Here is a 23,738-nt window from a genome sequence, read left to right as displayed (position 1 = left end):
GGGGAGGCGGCGGCATCGTGACCACCCCCCTGCTGCTCCTCGCAGCCGCATTCCTGTTGATTCTCGCCAACGGATTCTTCGTGGCGGCCGAGTTCGGCCTGGTGACCGTCGAGCGCCCCGAGGCGGAGAAGGCCGCGGCCGACGGCGACACGCGCGCGCGTACCGTCGTGCAGTCGCTGAAGCACCTGTCCTTCCAGCTCTCCGGCACCCAGCTGGGCATCACCATCACCTCCCTGGTCGTCGGCATGCTCGCCGAACCGGCCCTGGGCCGGCTGCTGCGCGCCCCGTTCGCCGCTCTCGGCCTGCCCGGCGGCGCCGCCTCCGGCACCGCCGTGGTCGTCGGCATGCTGCTGGCCTCCGCGATCCAGATGGTGATCGGCGAACTCGTGCCCAAGAACTGGGCGGTGTCCCGACCGCTCCAGGTCGCCCGCTTCGTCGCGGGCCCGCAGTACCACTTCTCCCGGCTGTTCCGGCCGGTGATCGCCGCGCTCAACACGGTCGCCAACCGGCTGGTCCGCGCCCTCGGCGTCGAACCCGCCGAGGAGCTGGCCTCCGCGCGCACCCCGGGCGAACTGGTCTCGCTCGCCCGCCACTCCGCCGAGGCCGGTGCCCTGGAGCAGGACACGGCCGACCTGTTCGTGCGCACCCTGTCGCTGGGCGAGCTGACCGCACAGCACGTGATGACCCCGCGGGTGAAGGTCAGCGCGCTCCAGGACTCGGCCACCGCCGAGGACGTGGTCAACCTCACCCGGGCCACCGGACTGTCCCGCTTCCCCGTCTACCGGGAGAAGATCGACGAGGTCGTCGGCATGGCCCACCTGAAGGACGCGCTCGCCGTTCCGGCGCACGACCGGCTGCGCACCCCCGTCGGCCGCATCGCCCGCCCGGCGCTGCTGGTCCCCGAGACCCTGCCGGTGCAGCCCCTGCTGGCCCGGCTGCGCAGCGAACAGCCCATCGCGGTCGTGGTGGACGAGTACGGCGGCACCGCCGGCGTGGTCACCCTGGAGGACATCGTCGAGGAACTGGTCGGCGAGGTCCGCGACGAGCACGACGCCAAGGACGTGCCCGAGCTGGCCGTCGCCCCGCCCGAGGACGGCAGGCCCGCCTGGGACGTGGCCGGCAGCTGCCGGGTCGACATCCTCCAGCGGATAGGCCTGGACGTGCCCGAGGGGCCCTACGAGACCGTCGCCGGACTGGTCGCCGACCTGCTCGGCCGTATCCCGGCCCCCGGCGACCGGGCCGAGCTGCCCGGCTGGCGGCTCGCGGTCCGCCAGGTCGGCCACTACCGGGCCGAACGGGTCCGCCTGGTCAGGACGGCCCCGGCGGCGACCATCGCGGAGGCCGTCCGATGAGCGTCTTCCAGCTGTTCCTCGCCGCCCTGCTCGTGCTCGCCAACGGCTTCTTCGTCGGCGCCGAGTTCGCGCTGGTCTCCGTGCGCCGCAGCCAGATCGAACCGCTCGGCACCGCGCGGGCCCGCCAGGTGCTGTACGGCCTCCAGCGGCTGCCGCAGATGATGGCCGCCGCGCAGTTCGGCATCACCGTCTGCTCGCTGACCCTCGGCGCGGTCGCCGAACCCACCGTGGCGCACCTGCTGGAGCCGCTGTTCGAGGCGGTCCACCTCCCCGACGGAGTGATCCATCCGCTCGGCTACGTCATCGCCCTGGCCGGGGTGGTCTTCTTCCACCTGGTCATCGGCGAGATGGTGCCGAAGAACCTCGCCATGGCGGCGCCCGAGAAGGCGGCGCTGTGGCTCAGCCCCGGCCTGGTCTGGTTCGCCCGGGTGTGCAAGCCGATCACCGTGACCCTGGGCGCCGTCGCCCAGGCCGTCCTGCGACTGTTCCGGGTGGAGCCCAAGGACGAGGTGGAGGCGGTCGTCACCAGCGAACAGCTCAACCGGCTCCTGGAGGACTCCGGGGAGGCGGGCCTGCTCGACCCGGAGGAGCGCGAGCGGCTGGAGGACGCGCTGGAACTGGGCTCCCGCCCGGTGACGGACGTGCTGCTGCCCCGCGAGTCCCTGGTCACCGTGACCCCCGCGGTCACCCCCGGCGAGATCGTCCGGCTGACCGCGCGCACCGGCTACTCCCGCTTCCCGGTCGCGGCGACCGAGAAGGGCGCGTTCATGGGGTACGTGCATGTGAAGGACGTCCTCGACCTGGAGGACTCCGAGCGCGCGGTGCCCCAGAACATCTGGATCCCCATGACCACCCTGCGGGCCGAACTCCCTCTGGACGACGCCCTCACGGTCATGCGCCGCGCCGCCACGCACCTGGCCCAGGTGGCCGACGCGTCCGGCAAGGTGCTGGGTCTGGTGGCCCTGGAGGACGTCCTGGAGATGCTGGTGGGCGAGGTCCGCGACCCGGCCCACCGGGAGATCGCCGACCTGAGGCTGACGGAACCGAGGGTGAGCGGAGAGCCGGAACAGGCGCTCGCCACCTGACGGAAGCGACGCGGGGAGCCCGGCCGTCCGCTCGGCTCCCCGCGTCCCACCGGGGCGCGGGCCGTACCTACCCCGCCGACGGGTCCTGCGGCCCCCGGCCCGACAGCACCTCTCCGTAGGCCTGCATCAGATCGGCCAGCCGCAAGGTCGCGAGATCCTCCCGCGACAGCGCCCCCGCGTACGTCGACAACCGCAGGTCCCGGTACGCGCAGCTCTTCTCGTACAAGGTGCGCAGGAACCGCCCGTTGCCCAGCTCGTCGATCCACCCCTGCTCCACCACGTGCCCGGCGATCGACCGCAGCTCCTCCAGCGCCTCCTCGTCCCACAGGTCCCCGTTCTCGCCGGCCAGCACCTTCCCGATCTCGGTGAGTTCCGCGGGCCGGTAGGAGGGGAAGTCCACACGGGTGGTGAACCGGGACGACAGCCCCGGGTTCGCGGCGAGCAGCCGGTCCATCCCCTCGGGGTACCCGGCGAGGATCACCACCAGATGGTCCCGGTTGTCCTCGGCCCGCTTCAGCAGCACCTGCAACGCCTCGTCCCCGTACGCGTCGCCCTTGCCGTACCCGGAGTTGGAGAGCGAGTACGCCTCGTCCACGAACAGCACCCCGCCGATCGCGGAGTCGATCAGCTCGTTGGCCTTCACGGCGGTCTGGCCGAGGTACTCGCCGACCAGGTCGGCCCGCTGCGCCTCCACCAGGTGGTCCCCGCCGAGCAGCCCGAGGGCGTAGAAGACCCGGCCGAGGATGCGCGCCACCGTGGTCTTGCCGGTCCCGGACGGCCCGGAGAAGACGAAGTGCCGTTTCGGCGGCTGCACCGGCAGCCCCTGCCCGGCCCGCAGCCGCGCCATGTTCAACTGCGCGGACAACGCCTTCACCTGGCGCTTGACCGGTTCGAGCCCCACCATCCGCTCCAGCTCGGCGAGCGCCTGTTCGAGCAGGGCGGGGTCGGTCGGCCCGGTGGGTATCGGCGAGCCGGGGACACCGGTCCGGTCGCGGACCGCGGGGCCGGCCACCGACGGCAGCGGCCCGGTCGGCGGCTCCGGCTCGGGCAGCCGCAGATCCCGTCCCTCGGTGCCGAAGAGCGGGTCGAACCCGTCCGGCCCGTCCACGGTGTCCGTGCCGGTCAGCGTGATCGCGGCGAGGTCGACCGCGTCGTCGTACCCGTCCCCCTCGGCGATCGCCGCGAGCCGCGCCGAGGTGTCCATGAAGGCGGGGTCCACCCGGTGCACCGCGCGGTACAGGGGGAGCGCGGCGGCGGAGCGGCCGGTGCCCTCGTGCGCCCGCGCCAGCCAGTAGCGCAGCTCCTTGCGCTGCGGCTGTTCGCTGCGGCAGCGCATCAGCGCCGCCGACAGCAGCGGCTCGGCCTGGCCGTACATCTCCAGCCGGACCCGGGCCATGCCGCCGAACAGCCCGGCCTCGATGCCGAGCAGCGCGTCGTCCAGCAGCGGGTCGGTGTGCCGTACCAGCTGGTCCCAGTCCTTGACCAGATAGGCGCGGCAGGCATGCAGGAAGCGGACCTGCGGGTCGGTGTCGACCGGGGGCAGTCCGGCCAGCGCCCGGTCCAGCTCGGGCACGTGCCGGCCGTCCAGCCAGTGCGAGGCGTGGGCGAGCAGCAGATCGCGCGGGTTCTCCAGCACCGGCTGCACCCACCAGCCCAGCCAGTACCAGGAGTTGAGGGATCTGCGGTGGCGGGCGCGCTGTTCCCCGAAGCGCTCGCGGTGCCGGAACATCCGCAGCAGCGCGGTGGTGGTGTCGACCCGGAGCGCGTGCAGCCCGAGCCAGCCGTCCGCCATGCCCGGGTCCATCCGCACCGCGGCCCGGAACTCCTCCTCCGCCTGCGGATAGGCACCCATCGTGTAGGCGTCGACCCCGCGCAGCCAGGCGAGGTCGGCCGGGGCGTCGGGGCCCTGCGTGCCGAAGTCCATCACGTCCCCCACAGACCGTGCCTCCGTGGTTCACCGCCGGACGGTCGCCCGGTGGCCGCCGCGGCCGAACCGCCGTGCCGCGGACCGGAGTTGCAGGTGCGCGAGGCAGCCGCCGAGGTCGCACCAAGGGCATCGTACCCGCGGTGTGCGGGCGGGCCGTAGGGTGCCGCAGGGGCCGTTCGGCGAGGTGGGAGCGGACGGGGTGGGGTGAGGCGGTGACCGAGGGTGACGGAATCGGTGCGCAAGGGCCCCGGAAATCGGTCCGCGGGCAGAACGAAGCCCCCGATCACGGGGGAACAACCGGGGGCTTCGCGACTGCGGGCGGCTCCGAAAGGCCGCACATTGAGAACGTAAGTCCTGTACGGCCCCCGGGTCAAGCGAAGTTGGGGCACTCGGGCAAGTTGGCCGACAGGGCTCTTCACAACTTCACCACATGGCCTACGGTCCATCACTGAGGGTCACATCCTGGCCTGATCCCGGGCGCCGCGCGGGCCCCGGGGACACCTCGTACCCCTCCGCCGTCTGCCGCACCAGGAGACCGGCGTGGGGGCGCGAGGGGTCGGCGGCGAAGTGCGCGCGCTCCGCCGCGACCCAGCCGTCCCAGAACGCGTGCTGCTCCGCGCCGTCCCGCCGCCGCCCGCGCGCCCAGGCCTCCTCGCGGGGCAGCTCCATCCACAGCAGTTCGGCCAGATGCGGCCGCAGCGCGCGGCGGCCGGCGCCGACGCCCTCCAGCAGGATCACCGGCGCGGGCGGCAGCGGGCGCGGCGGACCGAACGCGCGGGCGCGCCAGTCGTAGCGGGAGTAGGCGGCCGGCTCGCCCTGGGCGAGCGGGCGGATCACCTGGGCCAGCAGCCGGTCGGTCCAGTCGAACAGCTGCTCGTGGCTGGCGATGTCGTCGAGGTGCAGCACCGGGGCGCCGTCCAGCGCGGCGGCCAGCCGCCCGGCGAAGGTGGACTTCCCGGAGCCGGCGTGCCCGTCGACGCCGATCAGCCGGACCGGACCGAGGGACGGGGGGAGCGCGCGCAGCCGGGCGGCGAGGAGCTGAATGACGATTCCCGAGGTGTGATGCGGTGTGGGGGGTTTTCCGGAAAGAGTCTAGTGGTGGCGCGAGCCGCCGGACCAAAGAAGGTTACGATTTGAACCATCGCTCGGGAGCCGTCGCGGCCTTCGATAAACATTCTCGAATCCCCTGACCGATATGTCGAAATCGGCGTTCCGGGGCTCCGCCGTGCTGAGTAAGGTGCCTCCTGCGCAACCGTGAGAAGCGGTCAACGCGGACAGGGCAAGGGGACAAGGCAGGGGACATGGCCGCGGAGTTATTCGAAGGGCAGTATGTATGGCACCCGGCGGCCGACGACCGAGTCCTCGCCGGGGTTTGCGTCGATGTCCGCGCCGGGCGTTATCGGCACGCGTGCGAGGCGCTGGCCGAGACCCGTTCCGACTTCGCCCTGCGGGCCCACCGCTCGCTGGTCCTCGCCTCCGAAGCGGCCGGCACCGACCTGGTGGAACGCTGGCTGGACGAGGAACCCTCGCCCGAGGCGGCCCTGATGTGGGCCCGGGTCGCCGTCCAGCGGGCCCTGCGCGCGGCCGACGCCCACGACGACCGGGCCGAGGCGCTGGAGCGCATAGCGCTCACCGCCTGCGACCGGGCCGCCGCCCTCGACCCGCGGGACCCCACGCCCTGGGTCGCCAAGCTGGCCATGGCCCGGCTGCACCGGCTGCGCGACCCCGCCCCGCAGGGCCTGCTCACCGCCCCGCCCGGCCCCTGGCGCCTGTTCGCGCACATCCTCTCCCTGGACCCCTGGCACCGCGAGGCCCACCACCGCTTCCTCTCCTTCTTCTTCACCCGCCACGGCGGCTCGGTCAACGCCGCCTGGGACGTGGCCGCCTTCCTCAGCCAGCGGGCGCCCGCCGACTCCGCGCTGCGGCTGCTGCCCCTGGTCGCCCTGGTGGAGAGCTACAACCCGACCCAGCTGCTCGCCGACCGCGTCTGGGAGCAGCCCCAGTGGCGCGCCACCGCGCTCGCGATCTACCACAACTGGCTGCCGGCGGCGTCCGGTTACCGTTTCACCCCGGTGCTCGACCTGGCCTACCTCGCACACGCACTGGTCATGGGCCAGTGCGAGTTCGAGGCCCGGGCGGTCTTCACGGCGATGGGCCCGTACGCCTCGCGCATGCCCTGGAGCGCCTTCGGCGACCCCGCCGAGCAGCTCTCCCGGGCGCGCCGCGCCTGCGGTCTGCCCGTGCCGGGTCCCGCCTGACCTTTGCTCGTCCCCGTCCCCCCTCCTCGTGCGCCCGTCGCGGCGGTCGAGAGGCATCGAGAGAAAGGCCGATCTGTGTCGGAACGGATGTCGACCCCACGGGCCGCGGCCCGCGCGGGAAAGGACGCGGTCGTGCTCGACGACGACGCGACCCTGCACGCGATGGGCTATCCGCGGAAACTCACGCGCCGTTTCAAGGCGTTCGACAACTTCGCGATCTCCTTCACCATCATCAATATTCTTTCGGGCATCTTCTCGTCCTTCGGATTCGGTATGAACGCGGGCGGCCCCCGCATTCTCGTGTTCGGCTGGATCGGTGTCTCGCTCATGGTGCTGCTCATCGGCGCGGCCATGGGAGAGGTCGCCTCGGCATATCCGACGAGCGGTGCGCTCTATTTCTCCGCCGGTAAACTCGCCAAGCGGCACAAGGGTGCCTGGTCCTGGTACACCGGCTGGCTCAATTTCGTGGGGCAGATCGGTGGCACGGCCGCGACCGGTTATGCGGCGGCCACCTTCATCCAGGCCTTCGTGCAGTTGCAGTGGCCCTCCTACCAGCCGACCGTCCACCAGACCGTGCTGATCACGGCCTTGATCATCGTGGTGCAGGGGCTCGCCAACACCTTCACGGTCCAGCTCGTCGCCGTCCTCAACCGCATTTCCGTGTGGTGGCTGCTGATCGGACTCGTCGTGATCGTGGGCGCACTCATAGTGATACCGGATCACCATCAGTCGGCGTCCTTCGTGACGCATTTCGAGAACAACACCGGCTTCACGAGCGGGCTTTACGGCGGCATGCTGGGCCTCCTGGTCACCAGCTGGACCTTCACCGGGTTCGACGGCAGCTTCCACATGTCCGAGGAAACGGTGCAAGCCACGGTCAACGCGCCCAAGGGGATCACCCGCGCCATCGGCTATTCGGCGATCACCGGCCTGATCCTGATGCTGGCATTGGTCTACAGCATTAAGGACTACGCCAAGGAGGCCGCGACGGACGCGCCGCCCGTCCAGATCCTCATCGACGGCCTGGGCCTCGGCACCGCCAAGGTCATGCTCCTCATCGTCATCGGCGCCATGCTCTTCTGCGGCCTGGCCAACCTCACCAGCAACACCCGGCAGATCTTCGCCTTCTCCCGGGACGGCGCCATGCCCGGCTCCCGCTGGTGGCACTCGGTCTCGACGCGCACCCGTACGCCCGTCAAGGCGGTCTGGCTCGCGGTGGGCTGCTCGCTCGCCCTGGTGGTGCCCGGCTGGTGGTCGCACACCGCCTTCACCGCGATCGTCAGCGTCAACGTGGTCGGCCTCTTCCTCGCCTACGCGGTGCCGATCTTCCTGCGGCTGCGCCTCGGCGACGCCTTCCAGCCCGGCCCCTGGCACCTGGGCCGCTGGGGCAAGCCGGTCGGCTGGCTGGCCGTGGTCTGGATCGCGCTCAGCAGCATCCTGTTCATGCTGCCCCAGGCCTCCCCGATCACCGCGGGCTCCTTCAACTACGCGCCCATCGCGCTGGCGATCGTCCTGCTCGTGGCGACCGTCTGGTGGTTCGCCACCGCCCGCCGCCGCTTCCAGGGGCCCATCAGCTACGGCCGCCCCGACGAGATCGCGGCCATGGACCTCATCTGACCCACCGCCACGAGGCCCCGGCCCCGGCACCGTTGCGGTGCCGGGGCCGGGGCCTCGGCGCCCCCCACCACCGGTCCAGACCAATAATCATGGCGCGGCATCCGCCCAAGTGCTGGCCGGGGCCCTGCGGCTGTTCCATAGTTGGCCCACGACGTGCACATGATCCAGCCAGCACTCCGGACACCTGGGGGTAGTCGCGCCCATGAGCAGAGCCCAACAGCCGTCCCGCAGAACCGTCATCGCCGCCGCGGTCGCCGCGGCGGTGGCCGGTGGCACCGCGCCCGCCGCGGCGGCCGGCCGGCCCGACCCGGCCGCCGACGCCGACGACCCCGGCCGGACGGGGGGCCGCCCGGTCGACTACCACGCCTGGACCACGTACAGCGAATGGCGCGGCGGCACCTCCCAGGGCACCCGCGCCGTCTCCGGGCACCGCCCCGGTCTGGTGCTCGCCGCCCCGGCGGGCAGCACCGACTACACCGACCCGCACACCGGCACCACCGCCCCATGGGAGTACGCCACCTGGACCTCCCCCCGCCACCGCCTCGCGGTGCCGGCCACCGAGGTCATCTCCTCCTGGAACGCGCACACCCCCGAGGGCACGTGGATCCAGGTGGAGCTGTGCGGCGCCTACTCGGACGGCACCGACACCCCCTGGTACGTGATGGGCCGCTGGGCGGCCGGCGACCAGGACATCAAGCGGACCTCGGTGGACGGGCAGCGCGACGGCAAGAGCAGCATCTGGACCGACACCTTCGCCATCGACGACGCCTCGACCGGACTGCGCCTGGTCTCCTACCGGCTGCGCCTGACGCTGTACCGCAGGCCGGGCACCCGGCTCACCCCGACCGTCTGGCGGCTCGGCGCGATGGGCTCGGACATCCCGGACCGCTTCACGGTCCCGGCCTCCACGCCCGGTCTCGCCCAGGAACTGGTGGTGCCGCGCTACTCGCAGGAGATCCACAAGGGTCAGTACCCGCAGTACGACAACGGCGGCGAGGCCTGGTGCAGCCCCACCTCGTCACAGATGATCATCGAGTACTGGGGCGGCCGGCTCGGCCCCGACCAGCTCTCCTGGGTCGACCCGTCCTACGCCGACCCGCAGGTGGACGCCGCCGCCCGCTACACGTACGACTACCAGTACCAGGGCTGCGGCAACTGGCCGTTCAACGCCGCCTACGCGGCCACCTTCAAGGACCTCCAGGGCGTGATCACCCGGCTTGCCTCGCTGGCCGACCTGGAGACGCTGATCGCGGCCGGCATCCCGGCCATAACGTCCCAGTCGTTCCTGAAGACCGAGCTGACCGGGGCGGGTTACGGCACCTCGGGCCACCTGATGACCGTGATCGGCTTCACCGCGGACGGCGATGTGATCGCCAACGACCCGGCCTCGCCGAGCGACGACGCCGTACGCCGGGTCTACCGGCGGCGAGAATTCGAGAACATCTGGCTGAGGACCAAGCGGTACAACGCCTCCGGTGCCGTGGCGTCCGGCACCGGAGGCGTCTGCTACCTCTACTTCCCGGCCCACCCGAGCGCCCACCAGCGCAAGGCCCTGGCCGCGGTGGGCGTGCGCTGACCGTGTGACCAAGCTCATCGCCGCGAACGCCGTCGCGGGTGGCAAGGTGGACGAACGGGTGGGGGGACCGCTCTGTACGTCCGACCTCTGTGAGTACCAGCATGACCGCACACCCGGCCACCGCCACCCGCGCCCGCACCGGCGGCCCCCAGGACCACGGCCCGAAGATCGTCGAGCATCTGACGGGCTGGGTCCTCGTCATGGTGATCGCGATGCTCGTGACCCAGCTGCACCTGCTCTGACCCCTGGCCGAGGGCCACTCGTCCGGATCAGGCCGGGCTCGCGGGGCCTGATCCGGCCCGATCCAGACGAAAGAACCTAGCCGATCGACTTGATCAGCTCACCGTTCGCCGTGTCGCCGCTGAGCTCCCAGAAGAAGGTGCCGCCCAGGCCCTGCTGGTTCTTGTACGCCATCTTCGTGGCGATGGTCGCCGGGGTGTCGTAACTCCACCAGTCGCCGCCGCACTTGGCGTAGGCGGTGCCGCCCACCGTGCCGTTCGCCGGGCACTTGGTCTTGAGCACCTTGTAGTCCTCGATGCCCTGCTCGTACGTCCCCGCCGCCGGTCCGGTCGCCGTGCCGCCGGGCGCCGCCTGGGTGACGCCGGTCCAGCCGCGGCCGTAGAAGCCGATGCCCAGCAGCAGCTTCGAGGCCGGGACGCCGAGGCCCTTCAGCTTGGCGATGGTGGCCGAGGTGTTGAAGTCGGCCTTCGGGATGCCGCTGTAGGAGTTCAGCGGGGAGTGCGGGGCGGTCGGGCCCTTGGCGTCCCAGGCGCCGAAATAGTCGTACGTCATCGGGTTGTACCAGTCGACGTACTGCGCCGCGCCCGCGTAGTCGGCGGCGTCGATCTTGCCGCCGCTGGTGGCGTCCGCGCTGATGGCCGCGGTGACCAGCTTGCCGGCGAACTTGGCGCGCAGCGCCGCCAGGACGTCCCGGAACGCCTCCCGCCCGCTGCTGTCACAGGTGTTGCCGCAGGCGTTCGGGTACTCCCAGTCGATGTCGATGCCGTCGAAGAGGCCCGCCCACTTGGAGTTCTCCACCAGGTCGTAACAGGACTGGGCGAAGGCGGCCGGGTTCTTCGCGGCCTCCCCGAAGCCGCCGGACCAGGTCCAGCCGCCGAAGGACCACAGGATCTTCAGGTTCGGGTGCTTCTTCTTCAGCTTCAGCAGCTGGTTGAAGTTGCCGCGCAGCGGCTGGTCCCAGGTGTCGGCGGTGCCGTCCACGGACTCGGCCGCGGTGTAGGCCCGGTCGGTGGCCGCGTAGGAGTCGCCCATCGCGCACTTGCCGCCGGTGACGTTGCCGAAGGCGTAGTTGATGTGGGTCAGCTTCGCCGCCGAGCCCGACGTCTCGATGTTCTTGACGAAGTACTTGCGGTCGTAGGTGCCCCATTCGGTGAAGTAGCCGACGACCTTGGAGCCGGCCTGGACCTGGGGGCTGGTGGGGGAGACCGCGGTGGCGGTGCCGGCGCCGGCCAGCAGCCCCGCCGTGAGGGCGGCGGCAGCGGCGGCCGAGAGGAACGTCCGGGGACGGGAACCGTGGGGGATGTGCATCGGGTGTCTCCTCGTGGGGGTGAGGGAACGCGCGCCGATTGGCATGAACGCGGTAAAGCGTTGGTCATGAACAGTAGGAGGACTAGACCAGTGCGGTCAATGGTGCGAACCAATTTCGGGCCCCCGATCCCTTGGCGTTCCGGCCCTCGCGGGCCCTGGGACGGGGGCCTCGGAACGTCCCGGCTGGAATCTTCGAGTGAGCGGTCGTTAACTGGTGACGGGAGTCCGCTGATCGGGCATACTCAGCGCACAGCCGCTGGTCAGCAGCTCCCGAGACCCGGGAGCGGACACCCGTGGCCGCACCGGAATGACCAGGCGGAGCCGCCCCCACCCGCGGGCCGTGCCGCCGGTTCCCGACCAGGGAGGAGACCGACGCCATGTCCGACCGCGAACCGCAGCCGGTGGAGCGTCAACTGCCGACGGAAGAGGCGAGGGATCTGCTCGCGCTCGTCCGCGAGATAGCCCGGCGCGAGATCGCGCCGAAGGCCGCCGAGGAGGAGGACGCCGGCCGCTTCCCGCGCGAGGTCTTCACCCTGCTCTCGGAATCGGGCCTGCTCGGCCTGCCGTACGACGCCGAGTACGGCGGCGGCGACCAGCCCTACGAGGTCTACCTCCAGGTCCTGGAGGAACTGGCCGCCGCCCGCCTCACGGTGGGCCTCGGCCTCAGCGTGCACACCCTCGCCTCCTACGCCCTGGCCGAATACGGCAGCAAGCAGCAGCAGGTGGAGTACCTGCCCGCGATGCTCGGCGGCGACCTGCTCGGCGCCTACTGCCTGTCCGAGCCCTCTTCCGGCTCCGACGCCGCCTCGCTGCGCACCAAGGCGGTCCGCGAGGGAGACGACTGGGTGATCGACGGCACCAAGGCCTGGATCACCCACGGCGGCGTCGCCGACTTCTACACCGTGATGGCCCGCACCGGCGAGGACGGCCCGCGCGGCATCACCGCCTTCCTGGTGCCCGGTGACGCGCCCGGACTGAGCGCGGCCGCGCCGGAGAAGAAGATGGGCATGAAGGGCTCGCCCACCGCCCAGGTGCACTTCGACGGCGTCCGCGTCGGCGACGAACGGCGCATCGGCGAGGAGGGCCAGGGCTTCACCATCGCCCTGTCCGCGCTCGACTCCGGGCGGCTCGGCATCGCCGCCTGCGCCATCGGCGTCGCCCAGGCCGCGCTGGACGAGGCGGTCGCCTACGCGACCGAGCGGCGGCAGTTCGGCCGGCCCATCGCCGACTTCCAGGGCCTGCGCTTCATGATCGCCGACATGGCCACCCAGATCGAGGCCGGGCGCGCCCTGTACCTCGCGGCGGCCCGGCTGCGCGACGCCGGCCGGCCGTTCGCCAAGCAGGCCGCCATGGCCAAGCTGCACTGCACCGACACCGCCATGAAGGTCACCACGGACGCCGTGCAGATCCTCGGCGGGTACGGCTACACGGCCGACTTCCCCGCCGAGCGCCTGATGCGCGAGGCCAAGGTGCTCCAGATCGTCGAGGGCACCAACCAGATCCAGCGGATGGTCATCGCCCGCCATGTGGCGGGCCCGGAGGCCCGCTGAACCGACCCCGCGGTTCTGGCCGAGTGGATTCTGCCTGGTCCGGGCACGGGAGACGGGGCACGGCGCCGAGGCCCGGTGACCGGGTGGGGCGGGGCCTCACTGGACGCACCGGTGGGCACACGGGTCGCCGCCCGCTGGACGGGTGCGGCCTCGGCGGGTCCGGTCGCGTGGCGGTCGTGGTGGACGGAGGGGTCCTGCCCGGTGACGCCGGGTGCGGGGCGTGAGCCATGACGTCGACGCCCGGCGACCGGGGTGGCCGGGCGGCGCCGGGTGCGGGACCACGGCACGGCGCTGAGGCTCGGCGTCCGGCGCGGTGACGCCGGACGCGGGACCACGCGTACGGCGCTGTCGTCCGGCAACTGTCAGGGGTGCCGGCGGGCGCGCGGGGCGCCGCCCGCCCGTATCGGCGTCGGTGCGCGCGGGCTCAGGCGGCCCGGCGGCGCATCTCCGGCACCCGGATCGGGCGTGAGCCCGGGCCGCCGACGTGCGAGAAGGGCTGCGTCCGCCAGTTCAGCCCCTGCGGGAGCGTCAGCAGCAGGGCGGTGTCCTGCTCCTGCGGCGTGACGGACTCGTCCGCGGGGCGGGCGTCGGTGGCCGCACGGCCCGTGCCCGCACACACCGTGAGCCCGAACGGGTTCCACGGCGAGGCGCACAGCGCGTGCTCCGGCAGGACCTCCTCGTCCGCCAGCAGCGCGATCGGCTGCGCGCAGTCCGGGCAGATCACCCGGTACATCTCCAAGGTGTCGTAGGCGTCCAGCTCGTCCTCGAAGGCGTCGGGTTCGACGCCCTCCGGCTCGGGCTCGACCACCGGCTGCTGCCGCTTGGACGCGGATCGACCAGGGCGCTTGACACTCTGCATGGGATTCTCCCCCTAAGGCTGGGCCGTGAAAGGCGCGGCGGCCTCGACCACACCAAGCACTTCCCGTCCGGTCTCGGCGGTAATCACGAGAACATCACGGAGCCTGTTCGAACCGTGTGTCCTTCGTCACATGCCACGTGCGGATGCCCGCGGACGCCCGTCGGCTGTCCGCGGGGATCGACCGCCCTGTAGGTTTTGGCGCCATGGAGGAGCTGGATCGTCAGATCGTGCAGCTGCTCGTCAAGGACGGGCGGATGAGCTACACAGACCTGGGCAAGGCCACGGGCCTGTCCACGTCGGCCGTGCACCAGCGGGTGCGCCGGCTCGAACAGCGTGGCGTCATCCGCGGCTACGCCGCGGTGGTCGACCCGGAGGCGGTCGGACTGTCGCTCACCGCGTTCATCTCGGTGAAACCGTTCGACCCCAGCGCCCCCGACGACATCGCGGACCGCCTGGCCGGCGTCCCCGAGATCGAGGCCTGCCACAGCGTCGCCGGCGACGAGAACTACATCCTGAAGGTCCGCGTGGCGACCCCGCACGAACTGGAGGAACTGCTGGCCCGTCTGCGGAGCCTGGCGGGAGTGTCGACGCGTACGACGGTGGTCCTGTCGACCCCGTACGAGGCACGCCCGCCGCAGCTGTGAGGCCGGCGCCCGGCGCACCCCGCCGGGCGCGCCGTCGAGCGGGCCCCAGGTGCGACGCCGCCCGGCGCAGGAGGGAAACTGTCGCCTATGAGTGACCGTACCCTCCTCCTCCGCCGCGGCGAGGTGCACAGCCCCGCCGACCCCTTCGCGACCGCCATGGTCGTGGAGGCGGGTCATGTCGCCTGGGTCGGCTCCGAGGGCGCCGCGGACGCCTTCGCCGACGGCGTGGACGAGGTGATCGACCTCGACGGCGCCCTGGTCACCCCGGCCTTCACCGACGCCCATGTGCACACCACCGCCACCGGCCTCGCCCTGACCGGCCTCGACCTGAGCGGCGCCCCCTCCCTGGACGCCGCGCTCGCCCTGGTCCGCGCGTTCGCCGCCGCCCGCCCCGCCGACCGCGTCCTGCTGGGCCACGGCTGGGACGCCGCCCGCTGGCCCGGCGGCCGTCCGCCGACCCGCGCGGAGCTGGACGAGGCCACCGGCGGCCGCCCCCTGTACCTCTCCCGCATCGACGCGCACTCGGCCGTCGTCACCACCGCCCTGCTCGACCTCGTCGGCGGCGAGCTGCCCCGCGCGGACGCCCCGCTCACCCGGGACGCCCACCACGCCGTACGCAAGGCCGCCTTCGCCGCCATCACCCCCGCCCAGCGCGCGGAGGCCCAGCGCACCGCCCTGGCGCACGCGGCGTCCCTCGGCATCGGCTCGGTGCACGAGTGCGGCGGCCCGCAGATCTCCTCCGAGGACGACTTCACCGGCCTGCTGGAAGTCGCCCGCGAGCTGCCCGGCCCCCGCGTCATCGGCTACTGGGCCGAACAGGACGTCGACAAGGCCCGCGAGCTGGGCGCGATCGGCGCGGCGGGCGACCTCTTCGCCGACGGCGCGCTGGGCTCGCACACCGCCTGCCTGCACGAGCCGTACGCCGACGCCGGTCACAGCGGCACCGCCTACCTGGACGCCGACGCCGTCGCCGCCCATGTGATCGCCTGCACCGAGGCGGGCCTCCAGGCGGGCTTCCACGCCATCGGCGACGCCGCCGTGGCCGCCGTGGTCGAGGGCGTGCGCGCCGCCGCCGAGAAGGTCGGCCTGGCCCGTGTCCGGGCCGCCCGGCACCGCGTCGAACACGCCGAGATGCTCACCCCCGAGACCGTGGCCGGCTTCGCCGAGCTGGGGCTGATCGCCTCCGTGCAGCCCGCCTTCGACGCGCTGTGGGGCGGCGAGGACGGCATGTACGCCCGCCGGCTCGGTGCCGAGCGGGCCCGCACCCTCAACCCGTACGCGGCCCTGCTGCGCTCCGGTGTCCCGCTGGCGTTCGGCTCCGACAGCCCCGTCACCCCGCTCGACCCGTGGGGCACGGTCCGCGCCGCCGCCTTCCACCACACCCCCGAGCACCGCGTCTCCGTGCGCGCCGCCTTCACCGCGCACACCCGCGGCGGCTGGCGGGCGATCGGCCGCGACGACGCGGGCACCCTGGTCCCGGGCGCGCCCGCCGACTTCGCCGTCTGGCGCACCGGTGAGCTGGTCGTGCAGGCCCCCGACGACCGGGTGGCCCGTTGGTCGACCGACCCGCGCTCCGGCACCCCCGGCCTGCCCGACCTCACCCCGGGCGGTGAACTGCCGCGCTGTCTGCGCACCGTGGTGGGCGGCCGGACGGTCTTCGTACGGCCGGGCGAGTGATCTCCGGGAGCGGCGCGGCGGCCCCCGGTCGCCGCCGCCTCCTCGCGCGACCTGCGCATCCTCCGCACCGCTCCCGAACGCCCCGGTGTCCGCGCAGCTCAGCGGGCTGTTGACAGTCGGCAGCGAGGGGCCGGTAGGTTCGTCCGAGTCCACCACCGGACGCCCGACCGGGGAGCGTTCGCGCAACTCCTCGCCGCGCCGCTGGGTCAGGGACGGCGCCTCGCACCGGGGCACCGCCACTGGCAGCCAGGCTCAGCGCCCGCGCCGGCAGGAAGCGTTCCAACCGGCCGGCCAGGTGTGACCCGGGTGGGGCCCGGGCTCAGTAGACAACGGCTCTCGGTCGATCCGCAGCCAGCGGGTCCCAGGTCGGCCCGAAGGGCGCCGGGCCCCCATCCGTAGCACGGCAGAGGGAACCCGTCCGGCCCAGGAACCATCCGAACAGTCGGAACAGGAAAAGAACGTGGCCAGAACGCGGCGCGAAGGTGCCGAAAAAAGCGTTCTTACCCCACTCTTGTGCAATCGACACCACCATAAGCACGAGCTGTCACGTCTTCCCAGGCGGCGGCCACTATGGTGGACGCCTGCGTACGACCAGAAGGGGCAGCAGTGAACGACGGCGACGGGACCCTCGAGGCCAAGGCCCAGGGGAGGCAGTTCGGTCCGCTCGGCACGGCCTTGGTGATCATCCCGACCTACAACGAGGCGGAGAACATCAAGAAGATCGTCGGCCGGGTGCGGAAGGCCGTTCCCGAGGCGCACGTGCTGATCGCGGACGACAACAGCCCGGACGGCACCGGAAAGCTCGCCGACGAGCTGGCCGCCGAGGACGAGAACGTCCGGGTGATGCACCGCAAGGGCAAGGAGGGCCTGGGCGCCGCGTACCTCGCGGGCTTCCGCTGGGGCCTGGAGCACGATTACGGCGTCCTGGTCGAGATGGACGCCGACGGCTCCCACCAGCCCGAGGAGCTGCCCCGGCTGCTCACCGCCCTCAAGAGCGCCGACCTGGTGCTCGGCTCCCGCTGGGTGCCCGGCGGCCGGGTGGTCAACTGGCCCAAGTCCCGCGAGTTCATCTCCCGCGGCGGCAGCCTCTACTCGCGCCTCGCCCTCGATCTGCCGCTGCGGGACATCACCGGCGGCTACCGCGCCTTCCGCGCCGAGACCCTCAAGGGGCTGGGCCTGGAGGAGGTCGCCTCGCAGGGCTACTGCTTCCAGGTCGACCTCGCCCGCCGCGCGGTCAAGGCCGGCTACCACGTGGTCGAGGTGCCGATCACCTTCGTCGAGCGCGAGCTGGGCGACTCGAAGATGAGCAAGGACATCCTGGTCGAGGCGCTGTGGCGGGTCACCGCGTGGGGCGCCGGGGACCGGGTCGCCAAGCTCAAGGGCAAGGACAAGGACAAGGACAAGTGACCGTCGGTCGGAGGCCGGCCGATCCACCCCTTATCCGGCGCTGAGCCGCGCCCAGGCACACTGGGGGTATGACGACAGGCGCTCCGACCTCCCCGTACACCGCCCGGCCCCGGCGCTCCCGGCTGCGCAGGTACCTGCCACTGGCGATCGCCGCGTGGCTGGTGCTGGAGATCTGGCTGCTGACCCTGGTCGCGGACGCGGCGGGCGGACCGGCCGTGTTCCTGCTGCTGGTCGCGGGCGTCGTGGCCGGCTCGGTGGTGATCAAACGGGCGGGCCGCCGCGCCTTCCGCAACCTCAACGAGGCGCTGCAGCGCGGTGGTTCGCCCCAGCGCGGCGGTGGCAACGGGCTGACGATGCTCGCCGGACTGCTGCTGTTCATCCCAGGCCTGGTCTCCGACGCGGCCGGTCTGCTCCTGCTGCTCCCGCCGGTCCAGAAGGCCGTGAGCCGCTTCACGGAGAACACCCTGGAGAAGCGGCTGCGCGCCGCCGCGCCGGGCAGCCTGGGCGACGTCTTCCAGCAGGCCCGTATGCACCGGCCCGACGGCAAGGTGGTGCCGGGCGAGGTCATCCGCGAGGACGGCCACCGCGGGCCGGACGAGCAGCGCCCCCCGCTGACCCGGTAGGCGGTGACCCCCGCCCCGTTGGCGGGACCTGCTCGGCGAGTGAACAGCGATACGGGAGACATGCGATGAAGGACGACGAGGCGGCCCATCTGCGCCGGTGCGTGGAGCTGGCCGAGGAGGCGCTCGAAGCCGGTGACGAACCCTTCGGCTCCGTGCTGGTCGGGGCGGACGGCACCGTCCTGTTCGAGGACCGCAACCGCGTCGGCCGGGGCGACCACACGCGCCACCCCGAGTTCACCATCGCCCGGTGGGCCGCCGAGCACCTGTCGCCCGGCCAACGCGCGGCGGCGACGGTGTACACCTCGGGCGAGCACTGCCCGATGTGCTCGGCCGCCCACGGCTGGGTCGGCCTGGGCCGGATCGTCTTCATCTGCTCCACGGAGCAGCTGGAGGGATGGCTCACGGAACTGGGCGTTCCGCCCGCGCCGGTGCGCCTCCTGCCGATCCGGGACATCCTCCCCGGCGCGCGGGTCGAGGGGCCCGTCCCCGAACTGGCCGATCAGGTCCACGCCCTGCACCGGCGCTTCCGTCAGGGCGCGCCCGCCCGGCGGTGACGCCCGGCCGGGCCCGGACACAGCAGACAGCGGGCGCCGTACGAGAACGTACGGCGCCCGCTGTCGCACAGGTGCGCTCGCGGCCTGCCCGCTATGCCGACTTGCGGCTGTCCCGGGGGTGCACGGCGATGTTCATCGCCCCCGAGCGCAGCACGGCCAGACGCTCCTCGAGGACCTCTTCGAGCTCCTCACGGGTGCGCCGCTCCATCAGCATGTCCCAATGGGTGCGCGCGGGCTTGGCCTTCTTCTCCTCCGGGCCGTCGCCGTCCACCAGGAGTGCCTGGGCCCCGCAGACCTTGCACTCCCACTCCGGCGGGATCTCCGCCTCGACCGAGAAGGGCATCTCGAAGCGGTGCCCCTTCTCACATGCGTACTCCACGGCCTGGCGCGGGGCCAGGTCGATGCCGCGGTCCGTCTCGTAGCTGGTCACCACGAGGCGCGTACCGCGAAGAGCTCGCTCACTCATGAATCGTGCCTCCCGGGCTTGTCGCCCACAGGACAGGTGTCGCTGTCGTCGTCATCCGGTCAACGTCCGGTCGGCGGTAAAGATTCCCGTTCCGGGTCATGCGTCGCCGTCGTAGCCGCCCCTTGTTCTACCCACAGGCGCCCGGTTTGTCACATCTGCTAGCAGATGTCACCCAGCGTTTCGGCATCTTTGACGCGCAGTAACGGTACGCCTGGCAGGCCAAACGGTTACACTACCGCCCTTTCGTGCCGAGCGCTAAATCCGCGCTAGATCCTCTCCGGCACCGGGTTGCCCGCCGCGGCGATCGCGCGCCGCACCGGGACCCGGGCCAGCAGCACGAAGCCGATGGCGAAGAACGCCACCAGGGAGATGATCGCCGAGCGGTAGCTGCCGGAGAGCTGGTAGGTCACGCCGAACAGCAGCGGACCCAGCCAGCTCATTCCCCGGTCGCTGAGCTCGTACGCCGAGAAGTACTCGGCCTCTTTGCCCGGCGGCACCAGATGGGAGAACAGCGACCGGGACAGCGCCTGGCTGCCGCCCAGCACCAGGCCGATCCCGGCGGCCAGCACGAAGAAGAAGACCGGTGCCTTCGCGGGCAGGAAGTACCCGGCGGCCAGCGTGATCGTCCAGGCCACCAGCGAGCCGAGGATCGTGCGCTGGGCGCCGTACGTCCGCGCCAGCCGCCCCATCGTCAGCGCCCCCGCCACCGCCAGCACCTGTACCAGCAGCACCGCGACGATCAGTGTGGACTGCCCGAGCCCCAGTTCCTGGGAGCCGTAGACCGACGCCTGGGAGATCACCGTCTGGATGCCGTCGTTGTAGACCAGGTACGCCAGCAGGAAGGACAGTGTCAGCGGATGCCGGCGCATGTCCCGCACCGTCGAGGCGAGCTGCCGCAGCCCCGTGGCGGGCGCGGCCGCCGTCCCCGTGCGCCGGTCGCGCAGCCGGCGCAGCGGTACGAGGGTGAAGGCGCCCCACCACAGGCCCGCCGAGGCCAGGCAGATGCGCACCGCCTGGGTCTGGGTCAGGCCGAAGGAGTCGTGCGCCGAGTACAGCACCAGATCGGCGACGAGGACCGTGGAGCCCGCGCCGTAGCCGAAGGCCCAGCCCCGCGAGGAGACCGCGTCCCGCTCCTCGGGCGCGGCGATCTGCGGCAGATAGGAGTTGTAGAGCATCGCGCCGACGGCCGCCGCCGCGTTGGCCACGACCAGCAGCACCCCGCCGAGCAGATACCGGTCGCCGTCGAGGAAGAACATGCCCGTGGTGGCCGCCGCCCCGGTGTACGCCGCCGCCGCGAGCAGCGGCTTCTTGCGGCCCGTGCGGTCCGCCGCGCCGCCCGCCAGCGGCATCGCCACCACGGCCAGGATCACCGAGAGCGACACCGAGTAGGCGAAGAACGACCCCGCCCGCACCGGTATGCCCAGCGGGTGCACATAGCCGTCGGCGTCCGCGGCGTGCTCGGCGACCGACGTCAGATAGGGGCCGATGAAAACGGTCAGGACACTCGTCGAATAGACCGAGCACGCCCAGTCGTAGAAGTACCACCCTCGTTGCTGGCGCCGGAGGTCGGCGGTCTCGTCCGCCACCCCCGCGCGCACGGTGTCCGTGCCCACCCGTGCCCTCGCTTCCGCGCTCCCCTGCGAAGGCTCGGCCGGCCGCGCCGGGTCGCTCAGAACCAGACGCCGCGCTCTTCCATGACCTTGCGCAACATGTCGATGTGATCGGTCATGATGCCATCCACCCCCAGGTCCAGCAGCCGGTGCATGGATTCCGGATCGTTGATCGTCCACACGTGGACCTGGAGGCCGTGCGCATGGGCGGTGCGCAGGAAACGGTGGTCGACCACCGGCACGCCCGACTGGGCCACGGGCACCTGCGCGGCCACGGCGGAGCGGCGCACCGCGGTCGGCAGCCCCCAGGAGCGCAGCCGCAGGTTCAGCACCCCGCGGGTGCCGAAGGAGGTGGCCAGGCGCGGGCCGGCCAGCCGCTGGGCGCGCATCACCCGCGCCTCCGAGAAGGAGCCCACGCAGATCCGGTCCCAGGCGTCCGTCCGCTCGATCAGCTCCAGCAGCGGTCGCAGCGCGGGCTCCGCCTTGACGTCGACGTTCCAGCGGGCCTCGGGGAAGGCCGCCAGCAACTCCTCGAACAGCGGCACCGGTTCACGGCCGCCCACGCGTGCCCGGCGCACCTGCGCCCAGGGCAGGTCGGCGATCCGGCCCGCGCCGTCGGTGACCCGGTCCAGCGTCGCGTCGTGGAAGGCGACGAGCCGGCCGTCCGCCGTGGCGTGCACATCGGTCTCCAGATACCGGTAGCCCGTCTCCACCGCGCGGCGGAACTGCACCTCGGTGTTCTCCACCCCGTCGGCGGCCCCGCCGCGGTGGGCGAAGGGGATGGGGCCGGGATGGTCGAGATAGGGGTGGCGGATCGCGGTGGTCACGGACGCAGTATCGCTCGTTCAGGTGTACTCGCGGCAACGATCGTGCTGCCGCCCGCCGCCGCGGGCAGGGCGAACACCCGCAGGAAGAGCTGGGCCAGCGGGCCGATGGTCACGGCGTACAGCACGGTGCCCACGCCGATGGTGCCGCCGAGCGCGAACCCGGTGGCCACCACCGTCACCTCGACGGCCGTGCGCATCAGCCGGATCGAGCGTCCGGTGCGCTGGTGCAGCCCGGTCATCAGTCCGTCGCGCGGCCCCGCGCCGAAGCGCGCCGCGATGTACAGGCCGGTCGCCGCGCCGTTGAGCACGATGCCGGCGAGCAGGAACAGGCCGCGCACCACCAGGGAGCGGGGGTCCGGCAGCAGCGCGAGGGTGCCGTCCAGGGCGAGGCCGACGGCGAAGACGTTGGAGACGGTGCCGAGGCCCGGGCGCTGGCGCAGCGGGATCCACAGCAGCAGTACGGCCGCGCCCACGGTGATCGAGACCTCGCCGATGCTCAGCCCGGTCAGCTTGGCGAGCCCCTGGTGCAGCACGTTCCAGGGCTCCAGACCGAGGCCCGAGGCGACGAGCAGGGCGGAACTCGCGCCGTAGAGCGCGAGCCCCGCGTAGAGCTGGACCAAGCGACGACCTATATGCCCATGAGCGGACACGACGTACCCCCTGGATGGTGGCGGTGGACTGATGCATGTCACTCTGTGGCTTGAGGGGAAACGCCATCCATGGCCAATTCGGGGAAGGTGGACTGATCTTTATGGCGCAGTGGACCTCGGCAGTGGGTGCCGCGCAGCTCGCCCGGCTGCTCAACTCCCAGCAGGAGCGGCCGGCCGGCCCCGGTACCCGCCGCCCGCCCGCCTACCGGGCGCTGGCCGACGGCATCCGGCTGCTGGTGCTCGAAGGCCGCGTGCCGGTCGCCGCCCGGCTGCCCGCCGAGCGCGAGCTGGCCCTCGCCCTCTCCGTCAGCCGCACCACCGTCGCCGCCGCCTACGAGGCGCTGCGCGGCGAGGGCTTCCTGGAGTCCCGGCGCGGCGCGGGCAGCTGGACCGCCGTACCGGCGGGCAACCCGGTGCCCGCGCGCGGCCTGGAGCCGCTGCCCCCGGAGGCCCTGGGCTCGATGATCGACCTGGGCTGCGCCTCCCTGCCCGCGCCCGAACCCTGGCTCACCCGCGCGGTGCAGGGCGCCCTGGAGGAACTGCCGCCGTACGCCCACACGCACGGCGACTACCCCGCCGGGCTGCCCGCCCTGCGCGCGATGATCGCCGAGCGCTACACCGCGCGCGGCATCCCCACGATGCCCGAGCAGATCATGGTGACCACCGGCGCGATGGGCGCCATCGACGCGATCTGCCACCTCTTCGGGGGGCGCGGCGAGCGGATCGCCGTGGAGTCGCCCTCCTACGCCAACATCCTCCAGCTGATGCGGGAGGCGGGCGCCCGGCTGGTGCCGGTGGCGATGGGGGAGGGGCTGACCGGCTGGGACGTGGACCGCTGGCGGCAGGTGCTGCGGGAGGCCGCGCCGCGGCTCGCCTATGTGGTCGCCGACTTCCACAACCCCACCGGGGCACTGGCCGACGAGGACCAGCGGCGCCGGCTGGTGGACGCGGCGCGCGCGGCGGGCACGGTGCTGGTCGCCGACGAGACGATGAGCGAGCTGTGGCTCGAGGAGGAGCTGGGGGACGGACGGATGCCGCGCCGGGTGTGCGCGTTCGACCCGGCGGGCTCCACGGTGATCACGGTCGGCTCGGCCAGCAAGGCGTTCTGGGCCGGGATGCGCATCGGGTGGGTGCGGGCGGCGCCGGACATCGTCCGCAGCCTGGTCGCCGCGCGGGCGTACGCCGATCTCGGGACCCCCGTGCTGGAGCAGCTGGCCGTCAACTGGCTCTTCAGCACCGGAGGTTGGGAGCAGGCGGTCGCCCTGCGGCGGGCGCAGGCCCGCGAGAACCGGGACGCGCTGGTGAGCGCGCTCGGGCGGGAGCTGCCGGGCTGGGAGTTCTCCGTCCCGCAGGGGGGCCTGACCCTCTGGGTCCGCGCCGGCGGCCTGTCCGGCTCGCGCATCGCCGAGGCGGGCGAACGCACCGGCGTCCGCGTGCCCTCCGGCCCCCGCTTCGGCGTGGACGGCGCGTTCGAGGGCTATGTGCGGCTGCCGTTCACCGTCGGGGGA

21 protein-coding genes are annotated in these 23,738 nt (G+C 72.4%); 13 read left to right on the top strand and 8 right to left on the bottom strand.

Features of this window, described 5'->3' with window-relative positions; all coding sequences use genetic code 11:
- The first annotated feature begins 17 nt into the window (after positions 1–17).
- Entirely contained in the window at positions 18–1,352 is a 1,335-nt protein-coding gene (locus FRZ03_RS34420; RefSeq protein WP_146468988.1) for a hemolysin family protein, read from the top strand.
- Positions 1,349–2,437, top strand: coding sequence for a hemolysin family protein (locus FRZ03_RS34415; RefSeq protein ID WP_146468987.1), 1,089 nt, complete (start codon positions 1,349–1,351; stop codon positions 2,435–2,437). The genes FRZ03_RS34420 and FRZ03_RS34415 overlap by 4 nt, the downstream gene beginning before the upstream one ends.
- A 67-nt stretch (positions 2,438–2,504) precedes the next feature.
- On the opposite strand, the gene FRZ03_RS34410 is transcribed toward FRZ03_RS34415, so the two are convergent.
- Both FRZ03_RS34410 and FRZ03_RS34405 read right to left on the bottom strand, forming a co-directional pair.
- Positions 2,505–4,361, bottom strand: a complete 1,857-nt coding sequence (locus FRZ03_RS34410) for an AAA family ATPase (protein WP_146468998.1) — start codon at positions 4,359–4,361, stop codon at positions 2,505–2,507.
- 438 nt (positions 4,362–4,799) lie between these two features.
- Positions 4,800–5,408, bottom strand: coding sequence for a uridine kinase family protein (locus tag FRZ03_RS34405; RefSeq protein WP_146468986.1), 609 nt, complete (start codon positions 5,406–5,408; stop codon positions 4,800–4,802).
- A 257-nt stretch (positions 5,409–5,665) separates the two neighbouring features.
- Between FRZ03_RS34405 and FRZ03_RS34400 the strand changes: the two genes are divergently transcribed.
- The 4 genes from FRZ03_RS34400 to FRZ03_RS34385 all read left to right on the top strand — a co-directional run bounded on the left by FRZ03_RS34400 (position 5,666) and on the right by FRZ03_RS34385 (position 10,057).
- Positions 5,666–6,622, top strand: a complete 957-nt coding sequence (locus FRZ03_RS34400) for a tetratricopeptide repeat protein (RefSeq protein ID WP_146468985.1) — start codon at positions 5,666–5,668, stop codon at positions 6,620–6,622.
- Positions 6,623–6,697: 75 nt separating this feature from the next.
- On the top strand, positions 6,698–8,239 hold the full coding sequence (locus FRZ03_RS34395; RefSeq protein WP_146468984.1) for an amino acid permease: 1,542 nt from the start codon (positions 6,698–6,700) through the stop codon (positions 8,237–8,239).
- A gap of 202 nt (positions 8,240–8,441) precedes the next feature.
- A complete protein-coding gene (locus tag FRZ03_RS34390; RefSeq protein WP_146468983.1) occupies positions 8,442–9,815 on the top strand; it encodes a peptidase C39 family protein in 1,374 nt (457 codons plus the stop codon).
- 101 nt (positions 9,816–9,916) lie between these two features.
- A complete protein-coding gene (locus FRZ03_RS34385) occupies positions 9,917–10,057 on the top strand; it encodes an SCO1431 family membrane protein (protein WP_146468982.1) in 141 nt (46 codons plus the stop codon).
- Positions 10,058–10,133: 76 nt separating this feature from the next.
- Here FRZ03_RS34385 and FRZ03_RS34380 read toward each other — a convergent pair whose 3' ends face one another.
- On the bottom strand, positions 10,134–11,363 hold the full coding sequence (locus FRZ03_RS34380; protein WP_146468981.1) for a glycoside hydrolase family 18 protein: 1,230 nt from the start codon (positions 11,361–11,363) through the stop codon (positions 10,134–10,136).
- A gap of 377 nt (positions 11,364–11,740) precedes the next feature.
- Between FRZ03_RS34380 and FRZ03_RS34375 the strand changes: the two genes are divergently transcribed.
- Entirely contained in the window at positions 11,741–12,913 is a 1,173-nt protein-coding gene (locus tag FRZ03_RS34375) for an acyl-CoA dehydrogenase family protein (protein WP_146468980.1), read from the top strand.
- A 424-nt stretch (positions 12,914–13,337) separates the two neighbouring features.
- On the opposite strand, the gene FRZ03_RS34370 is transcribed toward FRZ03_RS34375, so the two are convergent.
- Positions 13,338–13,772 carry a hypothetical protein gene (locus tag FRZ03_RS34370; RefSeq protein WP_146468979.1) on the bottom strand — a complete coding sequence of 145 codons (435 nt, stop codon included), beginning with the start codon at positions 13,770–13,772 and terminating at the stop codon, positions 13,338–13,340.
- A 203-nt stretch (positions 13,773–13,975) separates the two neighbouring features.
- Between FRZ03_RS34370 and FRZ03_RS34365 the strand changes: the two genes are divergently transcribed.
- The 5 genes from FRZ03_RS34365 (at position 13,976) to FRZ03_RS34345 (ending at position 18,677) form a co-directional block, all read left to right on the top strand.
- On the top strand, positions 13,976–14,416 hold the full coding sequence (locus FRZ03_RS34365; protein ID WP_146468978.1) for an Lrp/AsnC family transcriptional regulator: 441 nt from the start codon (positions 13,976–13,978) through the stop codon (positions 14,414–14,416).
- 87 nt (positions 14,417–14,503) lie between these two features.
- A complete protein-coding gene (locus tag FRZ03_RS34360) occupies positions 14,504–16,093 on the top strand; it encodes an amidohydrolase (RefSeq protein WP_146468977.1) in 1,590 nt (529 codons plus the stop codon).
- Between the two features lie 606 nt (positions 16,094–16,699).
- Positions 16,700–17,500 carry a polyprenol monophosphomannose synthase gene (locus FRZ03_RS34355; protein WP_146468976.1) on the top strand — a complete coding sequence of 267 codons (801 nt, stop codon included), beginning with the start codon at positions 16,700–16,702 and terminating at the stop codon, positions 17,498–17,500.
- Positions 17,501–17,568: 68 nt separating this feature from the next.
- On the top strand, positions 17,569–18,123 hold the full coding sequence (fxsA, locus tag FRZ03_RS34350) for an FxsA family membrane protein (RefSeq protein ID WP_146468975.1): 555 nt from the start codon (positions 17,569–17,571) through the stop codon (positions 18,121–18,123).
- A gap of 65 nt (positions 18,124–18,188) precedes the next feature.
- Complete coding sequence (locus tag FRZ03_RS34345; protein WP_146468974.1) at positions 18,189–18,677, top strand: nucleoside deaminase; 489 nt, start codon at positions 18,189–18,191, stop codon at positions 18,675–18,677.
- A 91-nt stretch (positions 18,678–18,768) separates the two neighbouring features.
- Here the strand turns inward: FRZ03_RS34345 and FRZ03_RS34340 are convergent, their stop codons facing one another.
- The 4 genes from FRZ03_RS34340 to yczE all read right to left on the bottom strand — a co-directional run bounded on the left by FRZ03_RS34340 (position 18,769) and on the right by yczE (position 22,263).
- Positions 18,769–19,143, bottom strand: coding sequence for an RNA polymerase-binding protein RbpA (locus tag FRZ03_RS34340; protein ID WP_003977404.1), 375 nt, complete (start codon positions 19,141–19,143; stop codon positions 18,769–18,771).
- Positions 19,144–19,409: 266 nt separating this feature from the next.
- Positions 19,410–20,756, bottom strand: coding sequence for an MFS transporter (locus FRZ03_RS34335; RefSeq protein WP_146468973.1), 1,347 nt, complete (start codon positions 20,754–20,756; stop codon positions 19,410–19,412).
- A gap of 56 nt (positions 20,757–20,812) precedes the next feature.
- On the bottom strand, positions 20,813–21,580 hold the full coding sequence (locus tag FRZ03_RS34330) for a glycerophosphodiester phosphodiesterase (RefSeq protein WP_146468972.1): 768 nt from the start codon (positions 21,578–21,580) through the stop codon (positions 20,813–20,815).
- Positions 21,577–22,263 (bottom strand): membrane protein YczE, encoded by a 687-nt coding sequence (gene yczE / locus FRZ03_RS34325; RefSeq protein ID WP_464862753.1) that lies wholly within the window; start codon positions 22,261–22,263, stop codon positions 21,577–21,579. The genes FRZ03_RS34330 and yczE overlap by 4 nt, the downstream gene beginning before the upstream one ends.
- Before the next feature lie 68 nt (positions 22,264–22,331).
- Between yczE and FRZ03_RS34320 the strand changes: the two genes are divergently transcribed.
- Positions 22,332–23,738, top strand: a 1,407-nt coding sequence (locus FRZ03_RS34320; protein ID WP_146468997.1) for an SCO1417 family PLP biosynthesis transcription factor, incomplete at its 3' end; no start/stop codon positions are given.

This window comes from Streptomyces misionensis (assembly GCF_007896895.1).
GTDB classification, from domain to species: domain Bacteria; phylum Actinomycetota; class Actinomycetes; order Streptomycetales; family Streptomycetaceae; genus Streptomyces; species Streptomyces misionensis_A.
The sequence above is the reverse complement of the archived record's forward strand: the minus strand, read 5'-3'. Positions and strand labels throughout refer to the sequence as shown.